Here is a 12,738-nt window from a genome sequence, read left to right on the forward strand (position 1 = left end):
CCCCTGACGGAATCACCGTCAACCGAAAGCTGTTTCTAATACTTCCTATAGCTACTATGTGCTTACTTACTGAAATCCTTTAAATTCCGTATACTTCGGCGTACTTCTCTTCCAAATACGCAATCAGATATTCCGGATTTAACGGTTCACCTGTAACTTGTTGAATGATTTCATTCGGCGTGAGCAGTTTACCGTGTTGGTACACTTTCTCCGTCAACCATGCTTTGATAGGTGCCAGATTGCCTTCAGCAATTAAGCTATCAAAGTTCGGCAGCTCTTTCCGGAGCGTGTTCGTGAATTGCGCCGCGTACATGTTCCCAAGCGCATACGATGGGAAATAGCCGAAAGCGCCGCCAGACCAATGCACATCCTGCAGGACGCCTTCTCCGTCATTCGGTGGTGTTACCCCTAAATACTCCTCGTATTTCGCATTCCACGCCGCTGGAAGATCTGCTACGGCAATCGTACCGTTGAATAACCCTTTTTCAAGCTCATATCGAATCATGATATGTAAGTTATACGTGAGCTCATCCGCTTCAATTCGGATTAATGATGGCTCAATATGGTTAATGGCACGATAGAAATCCTCGACACTAACATCATCAATTTGCCCGCTGAACGTCGTCTGCAGCTCACCATAGTAGCGATCCCAGAACTGTTTGCTGCGGCCGATGACATTTTCCCAGAAGCGGGACTGCGATTCGTGAATCCCCATGGAAGTACCTGTACACAGATTCGTTCCAACGAGGTCTGTTGAAATATTTTGCTCATACAGCGCATGTCCGCCTTCATGAATCGTCCCGAACAAGGCCGAAGTGATATCATTGGGCAAATAACGTGTCGTAATACGTACATCTCCTGGGTTCAGTGCTGTAGCAAAAGGATGGACAGTTTCATCCAGGCGACCTGCTTCGAAATCATATTGCATTTGTTTCAAAATTGATAGCGAGAATTGCTTTTGCTTACCAATATCGAATTGTTGATCTAAGAAGGTACGATTAGGCTGGTTGGCTGAAGCGGCGATCCGCCCTAGCAATGGAACTGCTTTTTCCCGTAGGGTGCCGAATACCTCATCTAACTTCTCTACTGTCATTCCTGGCTCATACATATCCAACAATGTGTTATATTTATGCCCTTCATAGCCCCACAGCTCGATAAATTCTTGTGTAGTCGCTACAATTTTCTCCAAAAATGGTTGGAAGGACGCCCAATCAGAATTATGCTTCGCGCCTTCCCAAGCAGACTCTGCCTGAGACGTCAATACAACATATGCCTGATATTTTTCAGCTGGTATTTTTTTGCTGCGGTCATATTCTTTTTTGCATTCTTGCACCATTTTGCGGGAAATGGGATCTAATTGGTCCAGCTCAGCTGGCTGCATGAAAAAGTCGAGATAACTACCCATTTCATCCGACGTAGACATCCGAAACACCTCGGTGGAGAGCTCACCGACAACTTCGGAACGCGTTTCAATCCCTTTTTTCGGAGCACCTGTCCGCATGTCCCAATAAATCAAAGAGATTGCCTCTTCGTACTGCTTCATTTTACGAACATAAGATTTGAACGATGCCAATTTCGCATTTACAACACCAACACTCATGTGCTCATCTCCTTCAAGTTTTCGATAGAAAACTAACATCGCAAGCATTTTCAATATTTATCATACTTCCTACGAGGGATAGAATCAAATTTCCATCTAGATGTGGTACAATATAATAATGCCTTGGAATGACTGGCTGTTTGGGGTGCAACTTAACAAGGGAGATGACCGGAATGAACATCACGTTTACGGATACAGCGAAACAACGATTGTCACCATATTTGAATCAAAACAACACCTTACTTAAACTCGTTTTTGATACGGAAGGCTGTGGGTGTTCCGTCAACGGCGTGCCTACCTTATGGTTGGTAACTGAGGCAAAAACTGAGGATGCTGAGGCTGTAACCGACTTTTTCCCATTGGTATATAAAGCGAAGGACGAGATCTTTTTCGAGGAGAATATGAAAATCGACTTTCACGAAGCCAATAAATCCTATATACTAAAGAGTAATAATCAGATTTACAATGCGGGTATGAGCCTAGTCGACAAACGATAACGCTGCACAACATAGAAACGCAGCCAACAACTTACCTGGAGGGAACACCATGTCTTTGATTAATGAAATTTTGAGCTACAACAAGGATTTTGTAGAAACGCAACAGTATCAAGAGTTTCTGACCACGAAATTTCCAGACAAGAAAATGGTCGTTGTTACATGTATGGATACACGCTTAGTCGAATTACTTCCTAAAGCCATGAATCTACATAATGGTGATGCTAAAATTATTAAAAATGCCGGCGCCATCGTCTCTCACCCTTTCGGCAGTCTAATGCGCAGTATTATTGTTGCTGTCTATCAGTTGCAGGCTGATGAAGTTTTCGTCATTGGACATTACGATTGCGGGATGACAGGACTTAACTCGGCAAACGTCATTGCCAATGCGAAATCCAGAGGAATCTCCGATGATGTCATTGAAACATTAGGTCATGCAGGGATTGATCTGAACAAATGGCTAACAGGATTCAATGATGTACGAGAAGGCATCGAGAAAAGTGTGAATATCATTCGAAATCATCCTTTATTACCTAAAAATCTACCTGTTCACGGCATGATCATCGACCCAGAAACAGGTCGCTTGGATCTTGTAGATGCGGCCTATCCGCCATCACCTGAACTGCTGTAGCACAGCAGTTTCGTATAAAAGGGACTCAGCATTTGGCTGGGTCCCTTTTTGCTACCACTCTTGGGACAACAAGCAGAAATCTCTTCATGTGCTGAGAAATGTAGCAGCTCCGGGGGCTAGTTGCAAAAAATGTGCACAAGAGAATGAAAAATTCGAGTTACAGCGGCAGAATGCGGCCACTTTGGCGCTGTAAGTCGAAAAATTCGAGTTACAGCGGCAGAATGCGGCGACTTAGGCGCTGTAAGTCGAAAAATTCGAGTTACAGCGGCAGAATGCGGCCATTTGGGCGCTGTAACTCGAAAAATTCGAGTTACAGCGGCAGAATGCGGCCATTTGGGCGCTGTAACTCGAAAAATTCGAGTTACGGCAGCAGAATGCGGCCATTTGGGCGCTGTAACTCGAAAAATTCGAGTTACAGCAGCAGAATGCGGTCACTTGGGCGCTGTAACTCGAAAAATTCGAGTTACAGCAACAGAAAGCGACCACTTAGGCGCTGTAAGTCGAAAAATTCGAGTTACAGCAGAGTAGCGGACCGCCGCCCGCCGCGGTGCCTCCCATTGAGAAAAAGAGTAGATCCAGTTTACCCTGGACCTACTCTTTTTCGTCTTTACCGATTATGGCTTAATCGTTCTGATTAAGCGTTTTGCTTCTCCATTCGGCGTGGAAACAACTTCATAAATGTTGATAAATGAGCCTGAAGTATCTTGTTCCGATCTTAAATTCGGGAATTCCAGGAACTGAATTCCGGACATTATTTTTTGCTGGCCTGTGAAGGTCAATGTTTTGGAGCTCAGTAGACGTCCTTCCATGTCCACTACCTCAAACAAGAGCGAGGAGAAATTCGCATCCGTGATCACTTGTGCCTGTCGCTGCACATCCAGATCTAACCGCATGCGGTAACCGTACCCTCCATCTTTGCTATACGTAGTACTAATCGTATAGTCGTCAAAATCGATAGTAAATGGATATACAGAGATAGGCCCCGTCGCTGGAACAGACTGCACTTCGGCTTTGTATGAGCCAAGTGCCAGTCGGCTCGGATCATAGAGATTTAGCGCAAGCTTATCCGCATCTTCTGTATCAGGCACCATATAAGAGTAGTTCAGAACGTAGCTTGTGTTAGGCGCAATGCTCTTCGCCACATTGGTTTGACGTACACCTGTATAGGTGTAACCGTCTTCGTTCGTTAAATCTGTTTGGAAATCCGGGAACGTTAATGTTGTCGTTCCTTTATTCGTTAATTTATATTTCCCAACTACCGTCTTGTAACCAAAGTCCGAATTCACACTCATACCCAACTCAACGAGCGACATATCCAAGTTGGAATCCATGTTATTCGAGGATGATAATTTAAAGGAATCACCGATTTTGTAATCTTCTGCAGCTGCATAGGTTGTAGCTTCACTCGCAGCACCTGCACCCGCAAGTGTGGTTACAGCTACTGGCAGAGAGGCTACTTGTTTCGAATTGTTATTCGCATTGTTATTTGTATTGTTATCCGTATTCCCCGTATTGCCATTGCTGCCTGTACCTGTTTGTGTTGTTGTCGCAGCAGCAGCTTGTTTCTCCAGCAGAACAAGTTGTAACACTTCTGCGTTAAGCGCCGCAGGCACCACGCCTTGGAAACGGAACGTAGTGGACTCATTTGGTGATAAATACGAAGTACGTACCGCGTTATCACTGGATGTCACGCCAACGTTGCCACGATTCGCCTGGAACTCAGCTGTTAGGTTTGGAATCGTAATAATTCCTTCACCTTCGTTGGTCAACGTCACATTCGCCTGTACATGCAACCCATCGGATTGTTGAACGGCTGTTGCCCAAGAGGTCGAGATGACGAGACCTTTCAAATCATCATTCGATTCTGTATATGGATAAGCTACTTTGTCACCAATTTTGCCTACGGCGAACGTCTTTGCAGCGTTCAATGTGCCTAGTACCGTCGTTTTCACTTTGCCTTTAGGTGAAAAAACCAAAGACAATTTGTTCGTATCTATCGAAGCCGGTACAGCTGCCTGCAATTTCACAGTCACAGGCTCTTCAGGAAGCAATGATCCTACATTCCCAATAAACTGTGCTCCATAGGTCAATCCTTTACCGTCTGTGAAATTGAGTTCCAGACCTTCTGGCAGCTTAACGCTTGAACTACTTTCATTCGCAAGTGTCAGATCCGTGTAGACCATCCACACACCGTCTTTGTAAACCTTATAACTTTTACCTAGTTTAGCGGTTACTATAACTTCTTCAGCTAGCGTTGTATCAATCTCTTTTAAATTAATAGCTGCTTGCTGCTCCAGCGTTTGACCCCCGTCAACCATCGCAGATTCGACAGAAAGCGCGCCAATCCCTGATGTCGTGTTATTATTCCATCTGAAAATATCCACTTTCAAATCGGAAGGGGTTAGATTGTTCGGAATTTCTGACGTAAATTTAAACGTCCCCGTCTCTCCTGCCTTCACACGTGCTACTACCTTCTCATTAAGCTTCGCTGTATACGTAATGCCATTCGCATCTATGACTTTAACACCATAATTATTAAAATCGACGATGGCGTCACTATGATTATTCAAACCAAGTGAGAAACGTAACGAGCCATCCTCCGCCCCAACGGATAACGACACTTTGTCTAATGTGAAATAGACGGAATCACTTAGAAATACACCTTCCTTACCAGCGAAAGCTGAGGTTGCCAGAGGAAGTGTTAGAAAGCTAGCAGCAGTTAGCAATAAAGCTGAACGACTGAGCAGTCTTTTCATTTTACGTTGTTGAATCACAGGAAGTCCTCCTTGTAGTTACATTTAGTCAGAACGCAACGCGTCAATCGGACGCAGCTTGGATGCTTTATTAGCCGGATATAGACCGAAAATCACACCGACTAAGACAGAGAATAAGAAGGAATAAAGGCCTACATTAAATGAAAGACTGGTTGACTGTTTCGGGCTGAAATACGGCAGTGCATAAGAGAAACCAATCCCTAGCAGAAGTCCGATCAAGCCGCCCATTCCACTGATAACGACCGCTTCCACCAAGAATTGCAGCAAAATATTTCGACGCTTCGCACCAATCGATTTGCGAATCCCGATCTCACGTGTACGTTCACTTACCGTAACCAACATAATGTTCATAATCCCGATACCACCGACAAGCAAGGAAATCAACGCAACCGCTACTAATTGATTCGTAAGCGTATTGGTTGCTTCTGTCCGTGCTTTCAATAGCTCGTCCTGATTCGTTAAAACAAAGCCTGTATCACTTTTGAATTTATACGTCAGGAACTGCTTCATCGTCTCCTGAGCGGTATAAATATCCTCTTTCGTAGGTGCTTCGATATACGTTGTCCGGATTTGTCCCAGCTTAAATTGACGTCTTGCCGATTCCAGCGGCACGATGACAGAGCTATCGACAGAAGCTCCCCCAATGTTAGATCCTTTTTCTTTGAGCGTCCCAATGACGTTGAACACAACACCATCAATATTGATGTTTTCGCCAACTGGATCTAATGTCCCGAAAAACTTTTTGGTCACTTCACTGCCCAAAATCGCAACATTGGAACGAAACTCAAGGTCTGTCGGCGACAAATTTCGACCTTTATCAATTTTTGCTTTGATGATGTCGAAATAACGATCATTCGTTCCTAGCACGTTATATTTCTCTTGTGTACGATCATATTTGACGTTAGAGCCGTTCTTCGACATCGTCGGTGCAATGGATTTGAATTCCGGGAAATTCTCGAAATTCATCAAATCATCATAGGCTAACTGTGTCGCACGTCCAGTCCCAGTCGCCGTAACCACAAGTAAATTCGTTCCCATGTTCTCGTATTGCTTCGCAATCGCCTCCGAAGTTCCTTGACCGATGGAAACGAGCGTTACAACCGAGCTTACGCCAATAATAACGCCTAACATGGTGAGAAATGTTCGCATCGGACTTGAAATAATCGTCCGAAGCGACATCCGGATGAGTTCACTTACCTTCATACGCTCACCTCTTGCTGCAACAAAGCTTTGTTCGTGTCATTTCGATAGTCATCCACGATGACACCGTCGCGAAGGGCAACGACACGTTTGGCATTATCCGCGATATGATGGTCGTGCGTAATGAGAACGATCGTATTGCCTTGCGCATTAAGTTGTAGGATTAGCTCGAGCACTTCCTCACCTGTACGTGAGTCCAAAGCTCCTGTCGGCTCATCCGCCAAAATCAAGGATGGTGAGATAGCCAATGCACGCGCAATGGCTACACGCTGCTGCTGACCACCGGACAGCTCGCTTGGTCGATGATGACCGCGTTCGCCCATCCCAAGCATTTTCAGCATGGCATTGGCGCGCTCCTTACGCTCTTTCTTAGAAATACCCGCGTAAATCATCGGAAGCTCAACGTTCTCCATCGCCGTCAATCGCGGAAGCAGATTAAACTGCTGAAAGATAAAGCCGATCTTCTGATTGCGTAACTCAGCTAATTCATTATCACTCATGCGTTCCGTCACTACACCATCCAACGTATAGCTGCCTGAGCTTGGTATATCCAACAAACCGATTGTATTCATCAAGGTTGATTTGCCGGAACCACTTGGTCCGATAATGGCGACAAAATCACCCTCGGCTACAGATAACGATATATTGCGGAGAATGGGAAGATCTTCCTCGCCGCGCCTATAGGTTTTCGTAATATCTTTTAGTTCAATGATATTCATCCCGCAATAGCTCCTTTCAGGGCAGCATTATCTGTTTCCGCCACCAGCATTACCGCCACCTTGGGTACGCTGTGCAGCTCCGCCTCCGGCATTGCCTCCACCGCCAGCTCCGCCTGCGCCACCTTGTTGGAATTGCTGGAAGTTACCGCCACCGCCAGCTCCGCCGGCACCACCTGCGCCTTGCTGGAATTGTTGTCTCAAACGATTAATCTCGTCTTGACTTAAATTTTGCTGTCTTTTTACAGCTTGAGGCAAGACAACTTTATCGCCTTCTTTAAGTCCTTCCGTGATCTCGATTTGCGTTGTGGAACGAATACCAATTTTCACTTCATGTTCTGTTTCTAACGTGCCATCCGCTTTTTTCACAGTTACAACGCGTTTTCCACGCTGTAGTTGAAGCGCTTCTGGTGGGATATACAGAACATCTTTCTTATCTTGAATCAAAATTTCACCCGTCGCTGTCATCCCGTATTTCAACAAATTATCTTTGTTTTCAGTTGCAAGAATGACATCATAGAACGTTACACCATTCGTAGTCGTACCCACTGTTGATACTTGCGTCACTTCAGCTGGGAATGGGCGTCCTGGGAAAGAATCAACCTTAATCTCAGCCTTCATTCCTACTTTAATGTTCGGCAAGTCCAGCTCATCCACTTGAACCGGGAGCTGCATTTTGGCAAAGCTAGCTACAGTACCAAACTGCGTGCCGCTTTGAACCCTTGTTCCCGGGCGGAAATTGCTCAGAATATCCACTTTTTTATTCACGAAATCTGTTGAAAATGTACCATCGAAAGGAGCCAAAATTTTCAGTGCAGTTACGCGATCTTGTGCTGCATCCACTTTCAATTTTTGACGCTCTAGTGCAGCTTGCGCCGTGGTTATATCATCATCTAAGGTATCATTCAAAAAGGAGGCCAACAGATCGCCTTGACGGACAATAACGCCTGTTTTGAACGGCATAGTTGAGATGCTGCCAGTTGTTCCTGCAAGAACTGTAGCAACCTGCACATACTGAAGTGCTGCTTTCCCTTGAGAATCAACTGCACGTCCACCGATGGTTGCCGATCCCATGGCATTCATGCCTGCATCCATAGAATTGTCGTTTTTAATCTGAATATCAATATCGATAAGCTTTCCGCCTTTGCCATCTGATTTCGGATCTTTGGCAATGGCTGTAATTGAGCCTGTTTTGGTGATCAGAAAGCCATCCACGGTGATGTCGATCGTATCACCTTTATGTAATTGCCCCGCATCCTCCACGAAAAATGGCAGTGTAACGTTTAGTGTACTTGCATCGCCAATCGTTGCGATTTTCGTAGATTTATTAATCGTGGTGCCAACATCAATATTGGCATACGTTAACTTCCCACTGATTGGTGCAGTAACGCCAGTAATTCCTCGTTGCTGCTGCTTCGTGTTCAAATCTTTCTCCAACTGCTCATAAGTCGTTTGGTTATCTCGAAGATCATTTTCCAAGTTCGAGCTTGTCAGTTCGATCAGAACATCACCAGCTTTAACAGTCTGATTACGTGTCAGATTAATTGATTTAATAATAGCATTCTCTGTAGATGAAATCGTTTGGGTATCCTTTGGCTCAAATTGGGCAGTTCCCGAAACGGATGAGCGAATGTTCCCTTTTTTTACATCTACTGTAACTTCTTTGGTCTCTGCTGCTTTCGATTTCTTTCCTTTCGATAGATAGGCATAGGAACCACCAGCACAAACGAGGATTGCCACAATCAAGATGAACCATTTACTGCGAAAAAATTTCATTCTGATACTTCCCCCTTAGCAATTGTACGCTTGTACGCAATCTTACGACTTTGAAACCAGTAATTCGATTAATTGCTGCTCGACGCTGATCCCTAATCCACGAGAATCAGGAGATGGCGTATCGCTGTTGACACGCTCTGAGACACCAGCTTCAACCTGCTGTTCGGACTTCCTCCTCTTTTCGAAAGCGGTTACATATCGTTCCCTCTCCGCCGCTGTCAACGCTTCCCTATGAGCTTTCACTCGTTCTGCGATACGCTGCTTCAATTGCTTCGATTGTTCATCCAGATAAGCTTTCTGCTCTTTCGTTAACACTTGGATGACTGCTTTACGCTCGGATTCGTCAATACTTCCTTCTTCTTCACTCTTGCGAACAATGGGCAAAATGGATCGAGATTGCTCTGCTGTTAATGCTAATAACGGTTGTCGATCCATCACGATTAACCCTTGAAATAGCATAACCAGCTGCTGCTCTGTTACATTTTGTACATCTTCTGCCGCAGGGATCTCTTGCGAGACTTGGGCTGAAGCAGGCATAGACGGTGCCACTGTGGCAGAGGATCCAACTTGTCCGATACTCTGTCTGGTACAACCGACTACCAAGAAGGTCGTGAGGATTACACACAGCAAACTATTGCGTGTACTGCTGCTCAACCAACATACACCTCCACAAAAAAACCTATCCATCAGCAACAGGATAGGCGAAATATGTGTATGAAGTATGATAAAATTGTGACCATTTTGTGAACTTTTAACCTTTTCTAGCAAATACGATATGAAACTCTGTCCCTTCCCCAACACGGGAACGCGCGTTAATTGTACCATTCATTCCGGTAACTAAATGCTTGACGATTGTGAGACCTAACCCCGTCCCCGAAATACCGTCTGCTTTGGATGTTCTAGCTTCATCTGCCTTGTAGAATCGATCCCAAATGCGAGATAATTCGGAAGCCGTCATTCCTGCCCCTGTGTCACGAATGTACAAATGGACTTCTTTCTCATTCTCTTCTAATGCGAGTGTCACTGTCCCCCCTTCTGGGGTGAATTTAAACGAATTATAGATGAGATTATGGATGATTTGGGCAAAACGATCCGGATCTAACAGTATGTAACATCCTTCAACATGTGTTTCGGGCAAAATGAGATGTAGAGAAATGTGTTTCTCTTTCATCGCAGGCTTCAAGAGTTCCATTGAATCTTCCAATAATTCAATCATATCGACGGGTCGCAGCCGAAAGACATCCACCCCATTTTGAATCTGGGCAAGGTCAAGAAGATCCGCTACTAACCGTTGCAAACGCTGCACTTCTTGTTCACAAATAGTTAAATAGTGCGGGTATTTTTCCTGAGGAATAATATGATCATTCATTGCAATGATGAAACCACGTAATGTTGTTAGCGGTGATCTGAGCTCATGCGAGACATTGGCGAGAAATTCTTGCCGCGTCTCCTCCCACTCCTCCAGTTTCTCCACCATGAAATTAAAGCTTTTCGCCAACTGTCCCACTTCATCCTGCGAATTGACGGGAACACGCGTCTTGAAATCGCCATGTGCCAACTCTAATGCAGCACGATTCATCTGTTGCAGCGGCCCAGCGAGCTTACGGGAAACAATGAACAAGATAAAGCCAACGGCAATAAGCGAAAACAAGAGCGGTAATAAAATGTTCAGACGAACCGCGGAAATGACTTCACGCACGTCACCTGCAGGGAAATGAAGAATAATGACCATCGGCTGATCATTTAATTGATACGGAGCATAGAAGGCAAATAAGTTTCGTTTCCCTTCCGGCGTTTCCAGACTAATCATGCTATGCCCTGTACGACCATGTAAACCATCAATAAACAACGTGTCCATCTGTTTGGGAATGGCTCTTCCTTCACTATCGGATGAACCGTTGCTGATATTGCCTTTCTCATCCACGAGCCAGACTTGTCCATTAATACTTCTGGCGAGAATCCGAACGGTATATTTCAATTCACGGATAGAAATCGTGCCATCCTGAACCGAATTCAATAAGCGGGCAATTTCTGTATTTCTTTTTTCTAGAAGCTCGATTTTATCCTTATAGAAGAGATCTGTAAAATAATAATTCCAAAAGACGAATAGACCGATAAAAAAAAGTACACAGGTCGCAAGAAAGGAGAGGAAAATTTTAATATACAAGCTATTGTATTTCCCCATGACCCAACGTTTAAGCATGCTGAACAACCTCAAATGAGTACCCGATTCCCCACAGTGTTTGGATATTCCACGTCTCATGCTGTCCTAACTTCTTCCGAAGATTTTTCACATGTGCATCCACGGTACGTGTTCCTCCTGTAAAATCAAAGTTCCACACATACCCGAGCAAATCCTCGCGCGTAAATACACGTCCTGGATTGCTCATTAAGAAGAATAGAAGCTCAATCTCTTTCGGCGTTAATTCGATTCGGTTGCCATCAACCGTTACACGATACTGCTCTAAGTCGATCATAATATTGCCCATTTCCAACCACTTGCGCGGTGAGCTTTGTGGCCCCGTCATATCAGCTGGCACTTGCAAGGTTCTGCGGAGCACAGCTTTAATACGCGCAATTAGCTCATTCGGATCAAATGGCTTCACTAAATAATCGTCGACTCCCAGATTGAAGCCTCTCAACTTATCCAAAGATTCACCTTTTGCCGTTAAGAAAATGATCGGGGTGTGATGGTAAGGAGCATCCATCCTGCGAATTTGCTCACACAATTCATAACCAGATACATCCGGGAGCATGATATCGAGCAACACCAAGCATGGCCGTTCATTTGTGATCGTTTTAAGCACATTGCCGCCGCGAAACAGTTGAATCGCTTCATAATTCGAATGCTCCAAATAGAGCCTGACAACCTCGGAAATATTAGGTTCATCTTCAACGACTAGAATTTTACCCTCTGAACTCATTCCTTGCCACCTAATTCCTTTCGAATATGATGTTGTCTTGCCCTCTCTTCAATCACTTCAGTCCGATCTCTTCGCGTATGTTTATGAATAATCATCTCGTCCAATAGCCGGCTCGGCGCTTGCCAAGTCCAGCCCTTAAGCTGACATAATTCCATACACAAATCCTGCAATTCAGGATCTGCAATAGGCAAATTCATATCGACAAATTGGTAATTGTCAGTTCCGATCGCTTGCCATGCTTGCGCAATTCTTGCTTGCAGTTCCACATCATCTAACCCCAAAGTGCGCACATCTTCAGCTTGCAAGTTTTTCGCAGCACTTTGCAGCATTTTCACAGCTCCTGCGTAATTTCCTCTACGACTGTGATACATGCCTACAGCAATTTGAATAAGTCCTACGTACGTTAACCTCGCCGGGTCATTGGGATGTTCCTTCCAATATTCTTCCATAACTTCATGACATTCGAAATAATCCCGCTCTCCGTGAAAATAACATAAATAATCGGTGTATGCCTCTGGATATTGCGTCATTTGAAATCCCCTCACCTTTAAGTTCATCACGGTTAAACCATTCTCTCCATATGTTACTAAAAAGTCGGGTCATCGTCCAACTTCATACTTTAT

Annotated in this window: 12 protein-coding genes; 3 read left to right on the forward strand and 9 right to left on the reverse strand. The window is 44.7% G+C overall.

The window, feature by feature from the left end:
• Positions 1 to 79: 79 nt before the first annotated feature.
• Positions 80 to 1,600 carry a carboxypeptidase M32 gene (locus tag AC58QT_RS07070; RefSeq protein WP_497408336.1) on the reverse strand — a complete coding sequence of 507 codons (1,521 nt, stop codon included), beginning with the start codon at positions 1,598 to 1,600 and terminating at the stop codon, positions 80 to 82.
• 173 nt (positions 1,601 to 1,773) lie between these two features.
• Between AC58QT_RS07070 and AC58QT_RS07075 the strand changes: the two genes are divergently transcribed.
• The 3 genes from AC58QT_RS07075 to AC58QT_RS07085 all read left to right on the forward strand — a co-directional run bounded on the left by AC58QT_RS07075 (position 1,774) and on the right by AC58QT_RS07085 (position 3,253).
• A complete protein-coding gene (locus AC58QT_RS07075) occupies positions 1,774 to 2,097 on the forward strand; it encodes an iron-sulfur cluster biosynthesis family protein (RefSeq protein WP_497408337.1) in 324 nt (107 codons plus the stop codon).
• Positions 2,098 to 2,146: 49 nt separating this feature from the next.
• Positions 2,147 to 2,725, forward strand: a complete 579-nt coding sequence (locus AC58QT_RS07080) for a beta-class carbonic anhydrase (protein WP_497408338.1) — start codon at positions 2,147 to 2,149, stop codon at positions 2,723 to 2,725.
• Positions 2,726 to 3,007: 282 nt separating this feature from the next.
• A complete protein-coding gene (locus AC58QT_RS07085; protein WP_497408339.1) occupies positions 3,008 to 3,253 on the forward strand; it encodes a hypothetical protein in 246 nt (81 codons plus the stop codon).
• Between the two features lie 86 nt (positions 3,254 to 3,339).
• Here the strand turns inward: AC58QT_RS07085 and AC58QT_RS07090 are convergent, their stop codons facing one another.
• From AC58QT_RS07090 to AC58QT_RS07125, 8 genes are all read right to left on the reverse strand, one after another.
• Entirely contained in the window at positions 3,340 to 5,499 is a 2,160-nt protein-coding gene (locus tag AC58QT_RS07090) for a hypothetical protein (RefSeq protein ID WP_497408340.1), read from the reverse strand.
• A 24-nt stretch (positions 5,500 to 5,523) separates the two neighbouring features.
• Positions 5,524 to 6,702, reverse strand: coding sequence for an ABC transporter permease (locus AC58QT_RS07095; protein WP_497408341.1), 1,179 nt, complete (start codon positions 6,700 to 6,702; stop codon positions 5,524 to 5,526).
• Positions 6,699 to 7,418, reverse strand: coding sequence for an ABC transporter ATP-binding protein (locus tag AC58QT_RS07100; RefSeq protein WP_310223756.1), 720 nt, complete (start codon positions 7,416 to 7,418; stop codon positions 6,699 to 6,701). The genes AC58QT_RS07095 and AC58QT_RS07100 overlap by 4 nt, the downstream gene beginning before the upstream one ends.
• Before the next feature lie 27 nt (positions 7,419 to 7,445).
• A complete protein-coding gene (locus tag AC58QT_RS07105) occupies positions 7,446 to 9,191 on the reverse strand; it encodes an efflux RND transporter periplasmic adaptor subunit (RefSeq protein WP_497408342.1) in 1,746 nt (581 codons plus the stop codon).
• A 42-nt stretch (positions 9,192 to 9,233) separates the two neighbouring features.
• On the reverse strand, positions 9,234 to 9,845 hold the full coding sequence (locus tag AC58QT_RS07110) for a hypothetical protein (protein WP_497408343.1): 612 nt from the start codon (positions 9,843 to 9,845) through the stop codon (positions 9,234 to 9,236).
• 97 nt (positions 9,846 to 9,942) lie between these two features.
• A complete protein-coding gene (locus tag AC58QT_RS07115) occupies positions 9,943 to 11,394 on the reverse strand; it encodes a sensor histidine kinase (protein ID WP_497408344.1) in 1,452 nt (483 codons plus the stop codon).
• The gene (locus AC58QT_RS07120; protein WP_310223749.1) at positions 11,387 to 12,115 is read right to left on the reverse strand and encodes a response regulator transcription factor; all 729 of its coding nucleotides are present in this window, start codon (positions 12,113 to 12,115) and stop codon (positions 11,387 to 11,389) included. The genes AC58QT_RS07115 and AC58QT_RS07120 overlap by 8 nt, the downstream gene beginning before the upstream one ends.
• Positions 12,112 to 12,645: a DUF309 domain-containing protein gene (locus AC58QT_RS07125; RefSeq protein ID WP_310223747.1), complete on the reverse strand. Its 534-nt coding sequence runs from the start codon at positions 12,643 to 12,645 to the stop codon at positions 12,112 to 12,114. Before AC58QT_RS07125 ends, AC58QT_RS07120 begins: the two co-directional genes overlap by 4 nt.
• Positions 12,646 to 12,738 lie beyond the last annotated feature (93 nt).

The organism is Paenibacillus sp. J31R109, from assembly GCF_059692055.1.